We start from the raw sequence: 21,044 nt of genomic DNA on the forward strand, positions 1-21,044 counted from the left end.
AACTGATACACTAGAGTTTACTGCTCATGGTGTTGCTATGGCTTATGGTAGTTATGAAAGAATATTTGTGCGACATTAGATCGTAATCGGAGAGGGGTTGTGTATGAATTTTTCTGTAGATATGCATAAGCTTGGCTATAACGCAGCTACTGCTGCGCAGTCACTAGCTATTGCAGGCACTAATGAAAAGAACGAGGCCCTAGCCGGTATTGCTGCAGTCCTAACTAAGATGAAGTCTTTCATCATGGACGTTAATGCCAAGGAAGTATCTGATGCAAAGGCTCGTGGTTTACCAGCCCCAATGATCGATCGCATGACTTTAACTGAGGCCCGTTTCGATGAAATGATTCAGGGCATTCACAATGTAATCGAGCTTCCTGATCCTGTTGGTCGCATTCTTGATGGCCATATTGAGCCATCTGGCTTAAATATCATTCGTAGAGCTGTACCTTTAGGTGTTGTCGGTGTGATTTATGAGTCACGTCCGAATGTAACCGTAGATATTGCGACTTTATGTATTAAGTCAGGTAACGCCTGTATCTTACGTGGCGGATCAGAGTGCTTCCAAACTAACCTCACTATGTATGAGCTTATTCAAGAAGCATTAACTAATAGCGCAATTCCAGCTTCATCCGTAAATCTGGTTACCTCAACTGAACGAGAGCTGGTTAATCAGATGCTCACCTTGAGTGATTTTATTGATGTAATCATTCCTCGTGGCGGTGAGGCTTTACACCGTATGTGTGTTAAGCACGCTACTGTACCAGTCATCACTGGTGGCTTTGGTGTATCCCACATCTATGTAGATAACACTGCAGATATTGAGCGTTCAGTAGATATCATTATCAATGCTAAGACTCAAAAGCCTTCTGCATGCAATGCCTTAGATACCTTGCTTATTCACTGTGAGAAGGCTTCAACTTTGCTGCATAACTTAGCTCCAGAGCTTGAAAAGCATGGTGTTTACGTACACGCTCACGGCGTTGCTGATGACTTATTACGTGATTATCCTTTCAAGGCAAAATGCTCCGAGGCTGACTTTGATACTGAGTTCTTAGGCTTGCATATGAATGTGATGATCGTTGAGAGCGTATCCGATGCCATTTTGCACATTCGCAAGCACAAGGCGATTCACTCAGATGCCATACTCACTGAGACAATCAAGAACGCTAAGATCTTTGAGCGTTCTGTACCCTCAGCCTGTGTCTACATCAACTGTTCTACTCGCTTCTCTGATGGCGGTCAGTTCGGTATGGGTGCAGAGGTTGCGATCTCAACTCAGAAGCTGCATGCCCGTGGTCCAATGGCTCTAGAGGCTTTAACCACTTATCAGTATGTTTGCCACGGTGACTACTTAGTGCGTAAATAAGTAACACTAAGCTCATAAGTTAACCAAAGAATTCAATGCGCCCCATGACTACCTCCGAGTGTGGTATTCACGGGGCGTTTTGTTTTCAAAAAGCATCAAAAAGATCACGGCTTAGGATCGTAACTTAAGGATCACAAAAATGAGGGTCATGGCCACGCATGATCTGCTAGCTAGAGCAGATATAACTTATGGATTGCCTAGATCATGGGAGAGCTAGCGTTAGCACTAAGATCATGACTGAGCTTGCGTTAGTACTGAGATCACGGCTTAGCAAGCGTTAGCTATAGTGTGGCTAAGCTAGCGTTAGCACTGAAATCACGGGTGAGATAGCGTTAGTACTGAGATCATGTGAGATCTTGCGTTAGTACTGAGATTCGACTGGGCTAGCGTTGACGCTGAGATCATGACTGAGTTGGCACTAAGAGCACGGGGGCATGTGGTTCGGTATGGCATTTAGGCAAGGCTTGGTCACGCGGTTGTGCTATGCGTTGCAAGGCAAGGTAGTATGCGTTTGCTTATCTTGAGTAGATAGGCGTGAGCTTCAATCATCTTTTAGTGAGTAAAAATGAGCAAAAGTGGTGTGAAGTGCAGTGTCTTATATTTAATTGGCATGAGTATGGGCGGGATTTAGCTGCTTTCTTTGTGTGCAATTAACGTACAGCATTGTGCAAATTTAGCCAAATACATGAACAAACTGTGATGAGTGAATCCTTGTTGGCAAAAAGACCGTATGAATTGAGATGTAGGGCGGAAAAATGGATAGTTCGCTTAGGCTAATCTGACTTGCTTTGTCATAATGAAGTTGTAAGCAATAGCTTTCTCTGTTTATGAGAAGTAAGGAGGAGTTTATGTCCTATAAGGTTGTGGTGCTGATTAAGCCAAAAGATGAGCAGCCAGCCCTTGATCGTGCAGCAGAATTTGCGCGTTTTATGCCAGATCTGGAGGTAGTTGCTGTACGCGTTGTTAATGAGTTTACCGAGGATAAGAAGCAAGCCCTCGAGCAAACTTACACTCGCGAGCTTATCAATCTCAAAGGTCGCTATCCAAGCATCGAACACTTTACCCCAAAGGTACTGTTTGCTGAGGACGTAGCTGAAGGTTTCTGCGATTTTGCTGGTTGTGCATCTCATCAGTTCGATCTGGTAATCATTTCAGCCAACAAGCGCAATACTTTAAAAGATCTGTTCTTCTCCACTATCGACTCTCAGATCATGCGCAAGGTTCCAGTGCCTCTCTTAGTAGTTAAGGATGCACAGGCTCCACAGCGTCTTAGCAGAGCTATTGTTCTTGCAATCGATTTTGAAGAAGACAATCACGACAAGTTTGTTGATGAGGTTTTATTCGAGTCAGCTAAGATCTTTGCTGATAACTTCAATGGCGAGGTTCACGTCTTAAATTGCGTACCACCACGTCATACTAGCCTCATGGGTGGCAACTTAAGTCAGTCTGTTATCTTAGGTAACAAGAAGCCTTTATCTCGTACCGATGTTCATGCTCAGGCTCTGTGCGCTTTTGCTGAGCGTCATGGCATCCCACAGGAGAACTGCCATATTGCAGAAGGCCGTGTAGATGAGATGATCCCTAAGGTATGTGAAGGCCTTGAGGCTCGCATGGTATGTATGGGCACCTCCAATAATGATGGCATCTTAAGTGCTATCGACCAGGGCGCATCTGAGCTCGTATTAGAGCAGGTTAAGGGTGACCTCTTTATCGTTAACCGCCTTGTTAAGCTCGAGAATCTTCGTCCAAAGAGCTAACGCATAATAGCTAAATTAAGTTTTAGCTTGCTCTGTTAAATATAAAGGCCTCACTTTAAGTGGGGCTTTTTTGTTGGAGCAATTAACAGCGCAGAGCAAATTAAGCTGCGTCTTAGCTTAGTAAGTTTCATTGCTGCGTTTAGTTGCTAAGTTTCGCATCACTTTTGTGATGTAAAATAGTCCGTGAGTGGATTAAAATAGTATCCAAATTTAAAGGAGTTGAGACGCCGCTAGAGCCATGGGGGCTGTTTTATCATTGTTCTGTAGTGTGTTAAGCCATGGTGGCTTGGATGTTTGGTGCTACAGATAGTGCGCGTCGAAAAAAGTTATGTCTAAGGCAAGAATTAGAGCATTCGATTGGGACAAGGACATCAAAGAGGCAATTAGAATCATTTACGATGTGTGGTTTTTTGATATTGAAAACCCACTTGTAGGCCATATGTGCAGCAACTACTTCTTAATGCATTATTTAAGACAGAGCACTTTTCTCATGGCAGCAGTAGATGACAACGATAAGCTGATTGGTTTCCTTGGTTTAACCGATAAATGCTCCAAGAGAGAATTTGCCAAGTGTAAGTGGCTAGACTTTAAAGCTGCTGTGTTTGAGAAGATTTCTTTAGTTGGTATGTATGTACTGCCAGGCTCAAAGACACCACGTTTATTTGATGGTTTGTTCTTCTCGAATTACGACAAATTAAGAAAGATGGTGCCAAACAAGGATGCACCTGAGTTCTTAGTCTTGATTGCCGATCCTAATGCACGCGGTATGGGCGTGGGTAAAACCTTAATGATTGAAGGTGAGCAATACTTAAAGCAAGCTGGCTTTAAGAGCTACTACCTTATCACTGACTCAAGCTGCGACTATGGCTTTTACGATAAGTTTGGTATGGATCGCGTAGTAGATGTTTCAATGAGCTTTAATATCAATCACGTTGAAGATTACGATCACTACCTCAACTGCTTCTTACGTGGCATGGTCTACGTAAAGGGCCTATAGGTTAGATAGCTTGATAGCCTTTGCTTAGCTATGGCCTATAGGCTAGATAGCTTGATAGCCTTTGCTTAGCTAGGGGCTTGTAAATAAAAAATCCCCAGTTCATGTTGATGAGCCGGGGATTTTTTGCATATATGAACTTAGATGTTGCTAAGTCCAAGCTTACTTAAGTAGCTTATACGTTGAAGAGGAACTCGAAGAGATCGCCGTCTTGAACGATATAGTCCTTGCCCTCAGAGCGCAGCTTACCAGCTTCCTTAGCGCCAGCCTCACCGTTGTACTTGATGAAGTCTTCATAGGCAATAGTCTGAGCACGAATGAAGCCGCGCTCGAAGTCGGAGTGAATCTTACCAGCTGCCTGTGGAGCGGTAGCACCAACCTTAACAGTCCATGCGCGAACTTCCTTTACACCAGCAGTGAAGAAGGTCTGCAGACCTAAGAGCTGATAGCCAGCGCGAATCACACGGTTTAAGCCTGGCTCTTCAAGACCCATGCTCTCCATGAACTCCTTACGATCCTCGTCTTCCATTACAGCTAAGTCAGCTTCAATAGCTGCAGACACAGGAACAACAATGGACTTCTCTTTAGCAGCGTACTCACGCAGTCTCTCGAGGTACTCATTGTTCTCAAAGCCGTCTTCAGATACGTTAGCAATGTACATCATTGGCTTTAAGGTTAAGAAGTTAAAGCCCTTCATAGCGGCTAAATCTTCTTTGGTGAACTCAACAGCACGCAGCATTAAGCCTTGCTCTAAAGCTGGCTTAACCTTCTCTAAAGCAACAACCTGAGCTAAAGCCTCCTTGTCGCCACCAGTGCGAGCACGCTTCTCTAAGCGCTGCAGAGCCTTGTCAGCAACTTCTAAGTCAGCAATAGCCAGCTCAGTGTTGATAACTTCAACGTCATCAACTGGATCTACCTTACCGTTGACGTGAATAACATTAGGATCGTCAAAGCAACGTACTACGTGAGCGATAGCATCAGTCTCACGGATGTTGGATAAGAACTTATTACCTAAGCCTTCACCCTGTGCAGCACCCTTAACAAGACCTGCAATATCCACAAATTCCATTGCTGTTGGAATAGTCTTTTGTGGCTTTACGATCTCGGCGATCTTATCTAAACGTGGATCCGGCACTGGAACGATACCAGTGTTTGGATCGATGGTGCAGAAAGGGAAGTTTTCAGCAGCAATACCGGCCTTGGTAAGTGCATTGAATAAAGTTGACTTACCTACATTAGGTAAACCGACGATACCACAGTTAAAACCCATGTTTTAAACCTCTGTCAGATGGTGGCTATAAGCCAAGCAGGCGGTCTTTGCCTTAATTGGTTAAGACATATGAAAAAGTCGAGCGCTTAAATTAAGTGCTTTATCAAGCCTAATCTCAACTTTAACTTGTCTATGTCTCAGGCATATCAATACAAAGTCTATTGTCTAAATTAGTCGACGTTAAACTTTTGTGGCTTGAAACCATTAATGATGGTAGTAGCCTTGGTAATGCCTTGAGAGAAAATCTTGTCGATATTGACGCAGGCGTAATCTAAAGCCTCGTCAATGAGAGCCTTGTCAGCTGGTGCAGGACGACCTAATACCCAAGAGTAGGTGTCAGGACCTTTACCGATGCCAATACGCAGACGGTAGTAGTCTTTGGAGTTCTTAAGATGAGCGCTAATGGACTTAAGACCATTGTGACCTGCTAAACCACCGCCGAACTTAAGCTTCATTTGACCTGGCAGCAAATCAAGTTCGTCGTGTAAAACCAGGATCTCTTGAGGCTCGATTTTAAAGAAGTTAGCGAGCGCACCAACGGATCTACCAGACTCATTCATGAAGGTGGTAGGGAAAATAAGATGTACTTCCTTACCCTCAATAAAGCCTTTGCCATACAGTCCTGAGTATTTGCTCTGAGGCTGCAAACCAATGTTGTAGCGGCGAGCAATCATTTCAAGGAGGTCAACACCCATATTATGGCGGGTGTGATCGTACTTGGCACCTACGTTGCCGAGACCTACGATAAGTCTAATGTTTGCGTTGTCAGCCATGGTGTTAAATACACTCTGATGTAGGAACCACTAAAGGTCCAAGTTTGGAAATCCCGTCTAGATCATTTGGATCTAATAACTTGAGCGCTGCGCTTACAGTATTGCCTGTATCAGGAAAGATAAGGTCAGGTGCAATTTCATTAAGCGGTACTAAGACAAAGGCTCGCTCTTGTGCGCGTGGATGTGGCAGCAGAATATGCTCGTCATCAGATAAGATCTCATCGCAAACAATGACATCTAAATCTAGAGTTCTAGGTCCATTTTTAAACAGACGGACTCTACCAAACTCAAGCTCTAGTGCAGCTAGTTTATCGTACAAATGAGCAGGGGATAGGGTGGTGCGGGCGATGAGAACAGCATTAGTAAAGTCATCTTGATCAGCATAGCCCACAGGCTTAGTGCGATACATAGATGATGCTTTGATAACGCTTACTTCATCAAGTGCATTAATAGCATTGACTGCCTTTTGTAAGGTGTCAGCACTCTCACCCATATTAGAGCCGAGCGCTATCACCGCGCATGAAATTTCACTTGTCATATTTACATGCGCAAGGCCAAAGCTCTATTTAGGAACTTTGGCCTTGCCTAGCGTATAAAACGCCTTATCTATCAATTTTTAATGCACAGCAATAAAACTTTGATTCAAGCTTTGCTGCTGTGCTCTTAAAGCGCTTAAGAGCAATTTGCATCTCTACGGCTCGAGATTCATAGCCTTGCGCCAATTGCGAGCCTTGCTCATGCGATTGCGCTTATCAGCTGCGGTCTCGTCAAAGTTTACGTTAGAGCCACGCTCGTCATGGTCACGAGATGCGCGTACTTCATCACGGTCTCTATCGCGACGGTTACGACGGCCACGGCGCTCGTCACGAGCAGCACGGTTCTCATCGTAGTTACGACGACGACGCTCTGCATCAGCCTTGCACTGATCGTAGTAAGGCTGCCAGAACTCAACGCGGGATACTAAGTTCTTGTCAAAATGTGAACGTAACTTGAACAGGTCGAATGCTGCTCTAAAGCCCTGATAAGAGATAGTCTCGTTAACGTACTTCTCTGGCTCCTTAGACTCAAGTAAGAACTGCAGACGCCACAGCAGTGCGATAGAGCGAATAATTTGCTCTGGCATTGCGGTTAAGCGGTACTGCTCGATTACTACTTGAGCGGCTAAGAATGAGATTAAGGACTTGTAGTTGATGTTGTTAGCGCTGAACATTAAATCGTCGCGCATCTCATAGAAGTCCCAAATAAACTCATTCCACAGCACGATGGCGTATAAGAAGTGAGGCTTATTACACTTACCCTCATGGAAGCGCTGATCGGTGCTAGCAAAGGCGTGATTTAAGAAGTCACGGCAGGTGCTAGATTTAAGCAGCATATCAGAGAGGGTGAACAGGTGGCTAAACAGACCTAATGCAGTTAACACCTTGAAGCTAGCCTGAGCATGACCAGTTAAGAACATCTTGTTGACTTCGTCGTACATACGAGCAGGAGCAACAGACTGCAGCAGGTCAGCACAAGGAGCAATCTTGTCTAAGGTGCGCTTGGAAATCTTAAAGCCGAGCTTAGCGCTAAAGCGAGCAGCACGCAGAATACGTACTGGATCTTCACGATAGCGAGTCTCAGGATCGCCGATGATGTCGATAACGCCGTGGGTCAGATCATAAAGACCGCCGTGCATATCGATAAGCTCACCAGTTTGTATATCTAAGTAGATAGCATTAATGGTGAAGTCACGACGACGAGCATCGTCTTCAAGACGCTTACCGTAACTATTGTCACGAACGAGCATACCCTGTGAGGTTACCTGAACCTCAAAACGCTTGCCCTCACGTGGGATAGCGGACTCAACCTGAAGCTGAGATGGATTGCCACCACGGAAAGTAGTTACTTCAATAATGTCATTGTTAGAGTAAACAATGTGAACGATCTTGAAGCGACGACCGATGATGCGGGCATTAGAGAACAGACGACGAACCTGTTCTGGGGTTGCATTAGTGGAAACGTCAAAGTCTTTAGGAGTCTTGCCTAAAAGTAAGTCACGTACACCGCCGCCAACTAAATAAGCCTTAAAGCCAGCTTGCTTTAAGCGCTTGATGACTTTGATAGCGTACTTAGAGATCTTTTCAGTAGGAAGCTGATGCTGATCTGCACTTAAGACAAGCTTCGCTTGGCCTGTCTTGGCTACTAAAGCTTTGTTCTTCTTTAAAAGGTCCTCAAGACCCGGAAGTAAGGTAGAAATTTTAATGTACCTCAAGTCTCACAGAAGTACGGTTCTCCTAATATTTTACTCCGATCCTTTCAGCACCATAAAAATCTCATGCAAGGCTTAATTAAGCGCCAACGCATTTACCTTGGGGTCAAAAAGATCCGAGTAAAATATCAGAAGAACCTGAAAATTCATTCCAAAAATCACCTGTGGCCGCAACTGCTAATTGCCGTCAACCGATTGTGAGCGTCGCGTTGAGAGCAGTTGTAGATGCAGTGCGTACACATCCAATTATTGTTATTATCAAAAGCTTAGACATCGTGTGCATCAAGATGCTGCTTGGCCTTAGCTACTTATAGTAGCTCATGCCATTGTTTGATGTTGTTTTATAAAGAAAGCTTCAAAAGCCCTCTTGTCTGAAAACAGGCGCGATTGATATGAATTATGGATTGCTGATTTGACGAGGCAGAGCTAAATCTCTTCTTAGATTTGCATGTTGCAAATACTTTAAGAGCAAGGTACCAGGTCATGACCTATGGCATTAAATGCCATAAGCTTGGAATGATTGCCTGGGCAATTAGACACATGAGCTGCGCATAATACATGCTCAAACCTAAGAAAAACTTATCTTAAGATAACAACACTCATTGCTTATGAGTTGTATGTTAAACAAAAGTAAAGCTTGTAAAAGCACTTGTTTTGTAGCTTGGAGCTTAGATGTGAGCGTGCTTGCAGCTAACAATAAGCTGCAGCGCAAGGCACTTTATTTGTGTCTATGCCTGAAATCAGGCCGCATTATATCACAATGCTTTGCTTAGGCATGGAACAAGCACTAAAGGTTTTACTTATACAGTAAATAAGCTCTTGCATTGCGCTGCGATAGTCTTGTGCTGCATAGAAAATCTTAGTCAACTCACGCTCAGTAACATGTACGGCTAAGGCGCGACCTAAAGCACTTGGCTGAGCAATAGCACTAAGTTCATTACGTCCATGGCATCCTATGGCACAAGGTGAGTTATATCTTGGACCGTCGCAATGACCTGGAGCGGCACAAGTTACTCTGCTAGAGGCATCATCTTCTGCTAGAGAGTGTAATTGCTCATAGAGGCGGTGAGAGTCAATTTTCTTGTTAAAGCATTGATAGCTTAGGCTCATGATGCCGTTAGTGATAGCAGCAGGGGAGAGTTCCATATTACCAGCTAGCAATTTCTCGCCTTCTGCTTCAGCATAGCGAGTAGTAAGCTGATTGGTAAATAAATGGGTAAATGAGGCTAACTCTTCGGCTAAATCATTAGCCTTAACTGAAATCTTTTGATTGAGCAGTCTGCAAGTATGTAATAAAGCCTCATGTGGCAACATAGATGCTAGTACAGGAGCTGCCTTGTTTTGCTTAGAAAGCTTGTTGCCATTGTGGTCCACAATCAGAGGTACGTGTAAAAACTCTGGAGCCTCATAGCCAAGCACTTTGTAAAGACATAACTGTACGAAGGTGGCATCGAGCATATCCGCACCACGCACTACCTCGCTAATGCCCTCATCATGATCATCCACGACACAAGCTAAATTATAGGCAATGATGTCATCGGCACGCTTTAAGACTAAGGAGCTTGCAAGGTGATCTTTGTAATCTGACTGCAGGAGCTGACCTAAGTTAGCATCGTTAAAAGATGCAAACTCAGGAAGAAGCTTGTCTAGATTGATGCGAATGGATAGCTGCTTTGCTTTGTCAGAGTTGCAATTTGAGCCGCTGCACTGACTAGTACCATCAGAGCACTCCTCATGGCTGCACTCACATGCTTGTGCATGGCTCTTGTTGTGGATACGAGGATCAACAGAGCGGGTATCGCAGCTTTGTAAATTGCAATTGTCTGGCTTTAAGTTAAGACCTTCACAAGGGCATGGTCTCTCTTTAATCTGTGCACGGGTGCACTGGCAGTAGTAGGCAACTCCTGATCTTAATAGAGAGTTAATAACCTCGTCATAGCGTGGCAGATTGCGGCTTTGAATTACGGTACTCTCGTCGCTTTCTATGCCTAAAAGCTCGAGCTCCTCTAAAATTACAGGAGTGTTAGAGATTGGGCAGCGTGGAAAATCGAGATCCTCAATACGCAGAACAAAAGAACCGTGCTGCTCTAAGGCGCGAAGGTAGGAGGCGTATCCGGCGATAAGAGAACCTTGATGCAAGCGACCGCTTGGGGATGGGGCAAAACGTCCGCGATATTCCATAGCCACCTCACTTTCTATCTTCACAGCACACAAGAAAACAAACGAGCAAAACCGCTAGATCAGATCTCCATAGCTAAGCATGTTTGTATACATTCAGATGAAATAGTGCCAGCTAAAGCATGTCCAAGAATGTCAAAGAAAACTATCAATGCTTGATTGGCTCATGTTCTGTCCATGATGAGGGGCAGCTTACTTTGAGTTATTTCTAATAACTTAAGTGCATGATCAGTGCATTGAGGTAGTTTTTTTAGATGGAAAGCTGATCAAATTTGCTCGCAAACTTAGAGTAAAAGTTGAGCTTAGATTTGCTAGTGCCAAAGAAAAGTGTCTATGCTCGAGACAAGCAAATAGTACGTCTTAACTTGTAAAAGTTAAGCAAACTAAGTCAAAACTAAAGTCTTAACCATAGACTAGCTACAAAATGTAATGATAACAAGGCTTAGCAAGCGTTATCGTTATGAAACGCGTGTAGAGTCACGTTTTTTGTGCTGTAGCGTACATTATGAGCCATCGAACACACCAAAAAGTGCCATGTACACTAGCTTGACGGCTAAATACTAAATGAGTTTGACACTTTAACAATAGGCCATTAGTTAACTACATATGCAGCATTTTCACTCAACTAAAATCAAATACAATCAGCTATAAATTTTAGTTAAAGCATGTGGTGCAGAAGGCAAAAACAGGGGCGGCTGTAAAGGTGGGATTTTACAGATCGGAATGGTACAGATAGGAGTTTGTAAAGGTAAGTTGTTGCGGCTGTGGTTTTGGTAGGGTACAAAAAAAATCAGGCGCAACTTTAAATAAAGTGCGCCTGATCTAGGCAGTAAGCCTAGTTAAGAGGGCTAAAAGTCTTATCTAAAATAAGCTAAGAGCCCATGTAAAAGCTTAGATTAGTCACCTAACTGCTTTTCTTTGATCTCGGCTAATGACTTGCAGTCAACGCACAGGTCAGCAGTTGGACGAGCTTCAAGACGCTTAATGCCGATCTCGATACCGCACTGCTCGCAGTAACCAAACTCGTCTTCGTCGATCTTGTGGAGGGTCTTCTCAATCTTCTTGATGAGCTTACGCTCGCGGTCACGAGCACGTAACTCTAAAGCAAACTCTTCTTCTTGTGATGCGCGATCAACAGGATCTGGGAAGTTAGCAGCTTCGTTCTTCATGTGACCAACGGTACGGTCAACTTCAGAGCGCAGCTGGTCACGCCATGCAGTTAAGATCTTGCGGAAGTGCTCTTTTTGAGCATCATTCATGTACTCTTCACCGCTCTTCTCGACGTATGGCTTTACGCCAGCAATAGCGAGAGGAGACATGGAGTCATAATTTTCCTGTGCTGTGTTACTCATAACCCTGTCCTTGTATTAATTTAGCAAACAGCTTTTGACAAGCTAAGTAATAATTCAATACTTAGTGTTCCAAGATGCCAATCGATTACCATCTTGATTGGTCATAAGACCGTTTGCAAAAACTAGTCGCGTCCGCAAAACGGACTGTCCTCCGAAAGATCATGAGCCTAGGATGCATGCAAGCTTGAGATAGGCTAATAAAGTGCCATATCTTGTGTACTCTTAAGCAAGCTAGCTTGTTTTAAAGAGCAAGAGTTTTTTTGATGCAGCTCTTGCCAATTAACCGTTCTCTTTCGGTCTTGCCACAAACATCAAACGATATTTGTGAGCTATAGATTAACGAGTTAAGCGGTAGGGCCATTGGTTTTACCAATTACCAAAAGCTACTACCTTTCCTGATAAGGATTTTGCAGTATGCACACATTGCACGTTTGCTGCAACTAATCAGGTGTAGAACCAGTGGTTCTGCCTAATCTTGTGACAATAGACCTTGTAGCAAGTATCTATCGTTGAGTTATTTTTTTGCTTCGCATTAAGAGGGTTTAACAAAGTTTTAACCCATTGCGAATCTCGCTTAAACAAGCGGTTAAAGACCTTAGCAGGTCATTTTAAGGCCGCCATTATCCATATTTTGTATGTCTGTATCAAGCCATATATGTCTAACATGTGAGAAAGTTAGCTAATTTGTAAAACAAGGTATGCCTCGCCTCTCGTTTTAGCAAAATATTAGACCCCTAAAAATACCGACAATCCCCAGGCTTTTAGCACTCTTTGAAGTGCTCTTTTACCATCACAAAGGAAAAGGATAAGAGCACCTACAAAGACATGCACGCTGAATTAATGTTTTAGCCTACAAACTCAACAGCACTGATCTTTTATCCTACAAACTTAACAGCACTGATCTTTTAGCCACCGCGTGTTTGAAAAGGACCGTATTATTTAGGTGCAAAGAGCGTTTCTTAACACGTTAAACATTCAACGAGGGGAATTTTGTTGACAAATGGAGTGGCTATTGTGTTGGATTGCTGACTTTTTTGGTTTGTAGCGCTGATAACTAAGGGTATTGAGCTCTTGCTTTGATATAATGCGTGGAATTTTTCATCTTAGACCTGAGTAAGGTCATGTAAGTTAATCAAGCCTGATAGTTAACAAGTTTGCTATGAGTCTTAGCAAGATGATTAGGCTAGTGGGTAATGTGGCTTATTGCACTACAGCGAGCTCATGGGCATACATAGGCCCCGGTTTGGCAAGTATGGTCGGCTGCAACAATTGCGCTCGTTGACAGGGGACACTTTAGGATTATGCAAGACAAGCATGGTAGACAATCACACGGCCTGAACGATCGTCAGGAGCCGACTTTCGGAGGTCGTTTAGAGCCTACCTTTGGTGGTATGCCTCAGGATCAGAGCGCAAACACTGATAACTTACCGCTCTTTGAGGCCGGTAACTTTAGCGCTACTGATACATCTGCAAATACAAATGCAAGTCATGCGCATCAGGCTAAATTCCATCAAGTCCCATCAGCACAGACTCCACCACGCGCTGAGCAAAACTACACTCAATATCAAAAAGCTCCCCATGCAGCTAATGTCGCGCTAGACAATCAAGCTAACGCCGCACAAGCCGCTGCTGAACAGTCACGTGCTATGGCACAACACGCTCAAGATCAAGCTACTAAAGCAAGAGCAGCTGCAGCCAAAGTAAGAACTGGTGGTGCTAATGCCGCTGCCTTAAGTGCAACTACTTTATCTAGCAGTGCTAAGAGCGCAAGCTCTTCAGTGCCAGGAGCTAGTAACGTTAGCACAGATAAGCCAATGGCTCGCTTTTTAAAGCGCAAAGCTGCTGAGGAAAAGGCTAGTGCTAATGCACTGCACGATAAGATTGATAACCCATCAAATGAAGATGAGGGGAAGCGCTCATCATTTGCCTCTCAATTACTAAATCGTGCCACTGCAGCTAAAGAAGCCGCTCAGGCTAAGCTTGAAGAGCTCAAAGATAAGAGTGCCAAGCTATCTTCAAAGAAAGATGCAAACTCAAAAGAGCAAGAGAGCAATGCTTCTGATGCTTCCTCACGCCATGCAGTAAGTTATACCGACGACAATGAAGAGGAGATTGAGGGTAATTTCCTTTATCAGTGGCGTGAACGCCGTCGTATGCGTAAGGCGCGTAAGGCTCAGGAAAAAGCCGATCGTAAGGCAGGCTTAATTCCACCTTTAACTATTGGTCAAAGATTAGGTCGTATTACTCGCTATTGCATGTCCTTAGGCATCAAGCTTGGTATTGTGGGTTTAGGTCTTGCTACCATGATGTTTATCTACTTTGATAACATCGTGTATTCAGGTTATGAAGTGGACGACAAGTGGGTCTTACCTGCAGTTGTCTACTCACGTCCTTTAGAACTTTATCCAGAGCAGCGTCTGTCTTTAGAGCAGATGGTCTATGAACTTAAGATGCTGCAGTATCGTGAGGTAGCATCGCCTAAGAAGCCTGGTGAATACGCCGTTAACAAGAAAACTGGCCGTGTTGTTTTAATTAAGCGTCCGTTCAAATTCCCAGACGGTGAAGAGCTGGTTCTGCCTGTTATGGTTGAGTTTGATGGCAAGCGTGTGAATCGCATTTTAAATGCCCAAACTCTCCAAGAGCTGGCATTCATGCGCATGGACCCAGTTTTATTAGACCGTATTAACCGTATCAACCCTGAAGAGGATCGTATCTTCATTTCCTTAGATGCGGTGCCACAGCAGCTCATTACTACCTTAATTGAGATTGAAGATCGTGCCTATTACGATCACTTCGGCATCAATCCATTAGGCATTGCCCGTGCTGCGGTTAAGAATGCGATTGCAGGCCGTGTGGTTGAGGGTGGTTCTACTATTACGCAGCAGCTTGTTAAGAACTACTTCTTAACTAATGAGCGTAGCTACTCTCGTAAGATCAAAGAGATCTTCATGGCCATTGCCATGAATCATCGTTACACCAAAGATCAGATCTTAGAAGCCTATATGAACGAAATCTACCTCGGCCAAAATGGCAATGCAGGTATTTATGGTTTCGGCTTAGCTTCTTATTTCTACTTTGGCGTACCAATTTCCGAGCTCTCTTTAGATCAGATGGCTCTGCTAGTTGGTCTTATCAAAGGCCCTTCATATTATGACCCATGGCGTTATCCAGATAATGCTTTAAGCCGTCGTAATACTGTGCTTTCAGTACTGCGTACTCGTGGTCATATCTCTGAGGAGCGTTGTGAAGAGCTGCAGGCCAAGCCTTTAAATGTAATTAAGCGCGGTCAGATGAATTACTCTAAGACCCCTGCATTTATGGGCTTAGTAAAGACTGAAATTGGCTATCGCTTCAAGGAGGAAGAGGATCGTACTGGTAAGGACTTCTTATCTGGTAATGGTATCCGTATCTTTACCTCGCTTGATCCTCAAGCCCAGTTTGCCGCAGAAAAAGCGGTAACTGAGCAGATCAAGGCCATTGAAAAAGAGCGTAAGAAGACCAATTTAGAAGCCGCTATGATCGTCTCCTCATGGAGAACAGGTGAGGTTAGTGCTTTAGTAGGATCATCTAACCCTAAGTATGACGGCTACAATCGTGCTTTAGATTCTCGTCGTCAGGTAGGCTCGCTGATTAAGCCATTTGTTTACTTAACTGCATTCCACCAAGGCTATCACTTAGGCTCTGTGGTTAATGACAGTCCAGTACAGGTAAAACTGCCAAATGGTGATATCTGGTCGCCTAAGAATGATGATAAGCAATACCGTGGTCCAATTCGCGTTATCAATGCAATGGCTAAGTCATTAAACGTGCCTACAGTACGTGTGGGCATGGGCTCTGGCCTTGATAATGTGGTGAATACCTTAAAGGCTGCTGGTTATAAAAGAGATATTCCTTTATATCCATCTATAGTCTTAGGTACTCCTGAGATCTCTCCATACGAGCTCAATTCTATGTATGTGGGTATGGCTACTGAGGGTATTTATCGTGACCTGACCACCTTACGTACCATTGAGAAGGATGGTGAAATTGTTTACCAGCGTGGTAGTAACCGCTCCCCTCGTACCTTAGATCCAAAGGATACATATCTGGCCATCTACGGTATGACTGAGGCTACTAGAAGTGGCACAGGTCGTCGTATCGGTAATATGTTCCCAGGTGTAACTATCGCCTCTAAGACCGGTACTACCAACGACTTCCGTGACTCTTGGACTGTGGGTATGGACTCTGATGAGCTGGCCACTATTTGGGTAGGCTATGACAATAACAAGTCCACTGGTCTGTATGGCTCTACTGGTGCGATGCGTTTATACCAAGCTTACTTACAAGAGCGTGGTGTGAACTCTTTAGAGCTTAAGCGCCCAGAGGGTATTGTCTTTGCCAACTTTGATAAGGCCGGTAACGTTCTAGCTGCAGGCTGTGAAGAAGTAGGTATGGATTCTTATCCTGCTCGTGAGGATCGTATTCAGTACATCAAGCAGTGCAATAACTTTGGTGAGGCTGGCTATGAAGAACTGCCATATGCAGTTCCACAAAATCAGCAGCTGCCTGAGAATTATGCTCCTTACCAGGATCCGCGTTTACAAGGCCAAGCTCCAAATGCGCAAATCCCAGGCAATGCTCAAATTCCAGGTCAGGGCAATATGCCTCAACCAGGTCAGGGCAATATGCAGCCAGCACCTCAAGGCTCACTCTTTGCTCCTGGACCTGCGCTACCAAATGTCGGCATAGCTAACAATGCAGCTCAACAGAATGCGCTGCAAGGTAGTGGTATTGAGGATTCTGGTGCTAAGGATGTAGAGCCAGTGGAGCCTGATGATAAGGCTCAGCCAACTCAGCAAAGCTCTTCAAATATTGAGCGTCAGGCAGATGCCTTTGAAGATGAGCTTCTAAACATTTTCTAATGTGACGGTGCAAGACATAGCTCTTGCACCTAGGTACCAGCAAAAAGCCCCTGCAACTAAAATGTTACAGGGGCTTTTTTACACCACAAACTTAACTAGCACTATAACGCATACGAGGATGTAACAAGTGCTAGAGAACATATGCGTAAGCTTGGGCACTGCTGCTTAGAAAGTGCATTTGTCTCTAAATCTTAGGCATGCTTATGCGACGTTGCTTGGGCAACAAATGCTTGGTCGCCTTTAGGCATTGATATTAATGGCGCGACTGCCGTCTGCACGAGTATACGACTGAGGTGTCTTGCCTTGCAGAATGTAGCTAAAGGCTAAGATCTGCGCAATAACTTCAAACAACTCGCGTGGTACTTCCTCGCCTTCTTTGAGGCATTTGAGCTGATTCAACAGCTGCTGATCTTTATGCACATAGATGCCGAGCTCGTTAGCCATCTCCACGATAGCGTCAGCCATAGCGCCTTCACCTTTAGATGAGATCGTAGGTGTAGTGCGCTTATCTTCATCGTAACTAATGCCGACCGCCTCATTGATCTTGGCCTTGCGATCATATCCTGATGCAGACTTGCGTGAAAACATCGTATTCCCTCGTATGAAGTAAGCTTTTTAGAACTAACGCATATTGCATTAGCTTAATTAGGCCTCAGCGTTAAAGGCATTGCCCTCAAACTTAAATGAGGAGTTTTGGCTACTTGAACTGCCCTCTGATGAGATGACATCATCAAATGAAACTGAGCCTAAGCGTGCACTTGATCCTGTGGAGGTCAGGCCAATTTCTTTGAGCTTAGCATTGAGATCAGGCATTAAGGATTGAACCTTTTGCAAGGTCTCAAAGCGCTCAGCCACAAATGACATCTGAATTTCAGGGAAGCGCAGCTTAACTTTAATATGCAGTGCACCCATGTTCTCAAGATCAAACTTAAAGTTAAGATGCCAGCTAGTTCCGCCGTCGCTATCTTGTTCTTTGCGAGCACTCATAGAGCCCTCTTTACCGCCCTCATAATTTGGTGGCAGTGGGATATAACGCGGAATAGCTTGATCTTGAGAGAGTGTCTGGTTTTGCTGCATTCTCTCAACTTGAGTAAAGGTGTCCTTTAATAGCTCATGGCTCTTGTTAATGGCGGTATCATCCATGTCCTGAGCTAAAGCTTTGTGTTCTTTAATAGCAGGTTCTAATTTTGCCAGCTTCTCAGGGCCACCATGCTTCTTTAAGAACTTATCGATGTTCTTACCGATTTGCTCAAAGCGGATACATAAGAGCATAAATGCCCATTGATGCATTGCAACAGCTTGAGGTGATGATGGTGACATTGGGCCTGTTACAAAGTTCAACCATGATGAGACTGAGGATAAGTCAGATACAGGGTTGTTTAAAGCCTTCATTAAGTTTTGAGCTTGTTCTTGAACCTTTGGTGGCAATGCCTGATCGCTTATTGCACTCTGCAGTCGATTGATTAAGGTATCCAGTGAGTTCATGCGTAGATTGTTTTGCATGACGTTCTGGCTCATCTTGGCATCAGATGACTCACCTGACTTAAACTCGTTGAGCGCAGCCTTACTTGGATCAATTGGTTTGCCAGTAGCATCAACAGGGCCCATATCACCGTCTTCCTTGCGTGAGAAGAACGATGCTAAGCGGCGTAATAAACCGCTTTCTTTGGCTGTTGATGAGGTTACATTGCTCTCAGCAGGGATTGGTGCATTTTGACCAGTAGTAATCTGAGCTGCAGCAGTTGCCTGATTAAAGGTTGAGAGCGGATCGCCCTTGCCATTATCAGTAATGCCTGCAGTAAAGAGATGATTTAAGCTATGGTCATGCAGACCGTTTAAGTCAGTATCAGCAACTACACCAGATAAAGCTTGCTCGCCAAGTGCATTGCCTCTGAGGCTAAACTCATCAAGCTCATCAGATGGCACAGTGTGCATAACATTCTTGATGATCTCATCTTGCAGAGTTTCTTCATCAAGTGTGGTCATATTGGTAAAGCCAGCTGCACCAGGCATAAAGATAGAACCGTGGTTGCCAGTCATACCAGTCATGGCCTGAGATGCATTCAGAATGTTATTAGCGTTACCGCCTAATTGCTGCACAATCTGAGCTGCAGCTTGCTGTGCTGCCTGCTGTGTAACATTGTGGCCAGTATGATGAAGTTTATTGGCAGCCTGATTAACTGCCTGCTGTAGAGCCGCTTGTTGCTGAGCTTGCTGTTGGGCATTAGCCTGCTGCTGAGCCTGAGCTGATTGCTGAGCTTGCTGCTGGGCATTTACCTGTTGCTGAGCCTGAGCTGATTGCTGAGCTTGCTGCTGGGCATTTACCTGTTGCTGAGCCTGAGCTGACTGCTGAGCTTGCTGTTGGGCATTTGCCTGTTGCTGAGCCTGAGCTGACTGCTGAGCTTGCTGCTGAGCATTTGCCTGTTGCTGAGCCTGAGCAGATTGTTGAGCTTGCTGATGGGCATTTGCCTGTTGCTGAGCCTGAGCTGACTGTTGAGCATTAGCCTGTTGCTGTGCGTGGGCGTGCTGTTGGGCTTGGGCTTGCTGTTGCTGCTGTGCAGCCTTATCAATAGCTTGCTGCGCTACAGTCTGCTTAGCATCTGCTGCATCTTGAGCGGCGGCTTGTTGCTGAGCTTGCTGCTGGGCATTAGCCTGTTGTTGAGCCTGTGCTTGCTGTTGCTGAGCAGGAGCCTTTATATCCTTAGTGGCACTTTGCTCTTGAGATGCATTTTGAGTGCGTGACTGATGATCTGTAATAGCCTGATTAGTAGACTTTAAGACGCCTTGATCTGCACTAGCTGCAGCTTTATCTTGGGCTAGCGTTTTGCCATCAGTGCCTTGTGGTAAAGACTGAGTATTGCCCTTTACATCCTTAGTGGCAGCATCTTGAGAGCTAATAGTGGCCTTATCTTGGACTACTGTACCCTTGCCATCGATTGCAGCCTTGATCTCAGAGCGTAATTGCTGCTGATGTTCAGGATCATCAACAGAGGTGATGTTCTTGTAGATCTTGGCAAATTGCTCTTTATCTACAGACAAGGTGTCATAAGCACTTGCAGTACCTGCTGCGCCATTAGCCTTGCCTTGAGCTCCTTGAGCTGCAAGGTTAGCAGCGATTTGTGCAGACTTATCGACGTTGTCGCGCATGGCAGCTACTAACTTCTCGTTTTGCTGCTGCTTAAACTCTTCAAACTCTTGACCGGCTTCTTTAATACGCTCAGCACGTTCAGCCTTTTGCTCAAGTCTCTTCTCTACAACTTGCTCGTTCTTAAGCTGTTGTTCTTTAAGATTTTCAGCACGAGCCTCTTTAGTCTTAGATTGTGTGGTCGCATCTAAAGTTTGGGCACGATCAGGAGCTTTGATCTCGGTGCGGTCCTTTAAAGCCTGTTCACGAGAGATTACATGTGATCTATCACTAGGAGCATCCTTACTTGAAGATGCATCCTTGGTCATAAGATTGGATACGACCTTAGGTGGCTCTTGGCTCTCCTTAGTGATGATGGTGTTTGGCTTGATCTCAGGCAGTGGGCCCTTAATATCCTTAGTTACAGTGGCCTTGTCAGATGCAATTGGAGCCTTATCTGGAACGCCAGGGAGCTTATTATCCTGAGCAATAACCTTGTCGCTGGAGGCGGCCGGAGCCTTGTCAGCAACAGGAGCCTTGTCAGCTACTGGTGCTTTTTCTGGGGCAACAGGTAGTTTGCCATCCTGTGGAGGTACAGGAACCTTAATGTCCTTGGTTACATGGGCCTTGTCAGATGCAACTGGGGCCTTATCTGAAGCACCAGGGAGCTTATTATCCTGAGCAATAACCTTGTCGCTAGAGGCGGCCGGAGCCTTGTCAGCAACTGGAGCTTTATCTGAAACTGGGGCTTTTTCTGGGGCACCAGGTAACTTACCATCCTGTGGAGGTACAGGAACCTTAATGTCCTTGGTTACAGGGGCCTTGTCAGATGCAACTGGGGCCTTATCTGGAGCACCAGGGAGCTTATTATCCTGAGCAATAACCTTGTCGCTAGAGGCGGCCGGAGCCTTGTCAGCTACTGGGGTCTTATCTGCAACCGGTGCTTTATCAGATGCTGGGGCTTTTTCTGGGGCACCAGGTAACTTGCCATCCTGTGGAGATACAGGAACCTTAATGTCCTTAGTTACAGGCACCTTGTCAGATGCAATTGGGGCCTTATCTGGAGCGCCAGGGAGCT

Annotated in this window: 12 protein-coding genes; 4 read left to right on the forward strand and 8 right to left on the reverse strand. The window is 44.8% G+C overall.

Annotated elements, in window-relative coordinates:
- The first annotated feature begins 103 nt into the window (after positions 1-103).
- The 3 genes from H524_RS0101700 to H524_RS16195 all read left to right on the forward strand — a co-directional run bounded on the left by H524_RS0101700 (position 104) and on the right by H524_RS16195 (position 4,123).
- Positions 104-1,369 (forward strand): glutamate-5-semialdehyde dehydrogenase, encoded by a 1,266-nt coding sequence (locus H524_RS0101700; protein WP_027938986.1) that lies wholly within the window; start codon positions 104-106, stop codon positions 1,367-1,369.
- Positions 1,370-2,217: 848 nt separating this feature from the next.
- Positions 2,218-3,126 carry a universal stress protein gene (locus H524_RS0101705; protein WP_027938987.1) on the forward strand — a complete coding sequence of 303 codons (909 nt, stop codon included), beginning with the start codon at positions 2,218-2,220 and terminating at the stop codon, positions 3,124-3,126.
- Positions 3,127-3,454: 328 nt separating this feature from the next.
- Positions 3,455-4,123, forward strand: coding sequence for a GNAT family N-acetyltransferase (locus H524_RS16195; RefSeq protein WP_027938988.1), 669 nt, complete (start codon positions 3,455-3,457; stop codon positions 4,121-4,123).
- Positions 4,124-4,295: 172 nt separating this feature from the next.
- On the opposite strand, the gene ychF is transcribed toward H524_RS16195, so the two are convergent.
- From ychF to dksA, 6 genes are all read right to left on the reverse strand, one after another.
- Positions 4,296-5,390, reverse strand: a complete 1,095-nt coding sequence (gene ychF / locus H524_RS0101715) for a redox-regulated ATPase YchF (protein ID WP_027938989.1) — start codon at positions 5,388-5,390, stop codon at positions 4,296-4,298.
- A 170-nt stretch (positions 5,391-5,560) separates the two neighbouring features.
- Positions 5,561-6,163: an aminoacyl-tRNA hydrolase gene (gene pth / locus H524_RS0101720; protein ID WP_027938990.1), complete on the reverse strand. Its 603-nt coding sequence runs from the start codon at positions 6,161-6,163 to the stop codon at positions 5,561-5,563.
- Positions 6,164-6,167: 4 nt separating this feature from the next.
- The gene (gene folK, locus H524_RS0101725; RefSeq protein ID WP_044121237.1) at positions 6,168-6,701 is read right to left on the reverse strand and encodes a 2-amino-4-hydroxy-6-hydroxymethyldihydropteridine diphosphokinase; all 534 of its coding nucleotides are present in this window, start codon (positions 6,699-6,701) and stop codon (positions 6,168-6,170) included.
- A 153-nt stretch (positions 6,702-6,854) separates the two neighbouring features.
- On the reverse strand, positions 6,855-8,414 hold the full coding sequence (gene pcnB / locus H524_RS13680) for a polynucleotide adenylyltransferase PcnB (RefSeq protein ID WP_052338837.1): 1,560 nt from the start codon (positions 8,412-8,414) through the stop codon (positions 6,855-6,857).
- Between the two features lie 747 nt (positions 8,415-9,161).
- Positions 9,162-10,592 carry a tRNA glutamyl-Q(34) synthetase GluQRS gene (gene gluQRS / locus H524_RS0101740; RefSeq protein ID WP_027938992.1) on the reverse strand — a complete coding sequence of 477 codons (1,431 nt, stop codon included), beginning with the start codon at positions 10,590-10,592 and terminating at the stop codon, positions 9,162-9,164.
- Positions 10,593-11,485: 893 nt separating this feature from the next.
- Complete coding sequence (dksA, locus tag H524_RS0101745) at positions 11,486-11,941, reverse strand: RNA polymerase-binding protein DksA (protein WP_027938993.1); 456 nt, start codon at positions 11,939-11,941, stop codon at positions 11,486-11,488.
- Positions 11,942-13,242: 1,301 nt separating this feature from the next.
- On the opposite strand from dksA, the gene mrcB reads away from it, so the two are divergent.
- Positions 13,243-16,842 (forward strand): penicillin-binding protein 1B, encoded by a 3,600-nt coding sequence (mrcB, locus tag H524_RS16200; RefSeq protein WP_052338838.1) that lies wholly within the window; start codon positions 13,243-13,245, stop codon positions 16,840-16,842.
- Between the two features lie 240 nt (positions 16,843-17,082).
- Here the strand turns inward: mrcB and H524_RS13690 are convergent, their stop codons facing one another.
- Positions 17,083-17,430: an EscU/YscU/HrcU family type III secretion system export apparatus switch protein gene (locus H524_RS13690; protein WP_044121238.1), complete on the reverse strand. Its 348-nt coding sequence runs from the start codon at positions 17,428-17,430 to the stop codon at positions 17,083-17,085.
- Between the two features lie 57 nt (positions 17,431-17,487).
- Positions 17,488-21,044, reverse strand: a 3,557-nt coding sequence (gene fliK / locus H524_RS17545; RefSeq protein ID WP_027938994.1) for a hypothetical protein, incomplete at its 5' end; no start/stop codon positions are given.

Origin of the sequence: Anaerobiospirillum succiniciproducens DSM 6400 (assembly GCF_000482845.1) — a bacterium.
Classification (GTDB): domain Bacteria; phylum Pseudomonadota; class Gammaproteobacteria; order Enterobacterales; family Succinivibrionaceae; genus Anaerobiospirillum; species Anaerobiospirillum succiniciproducens.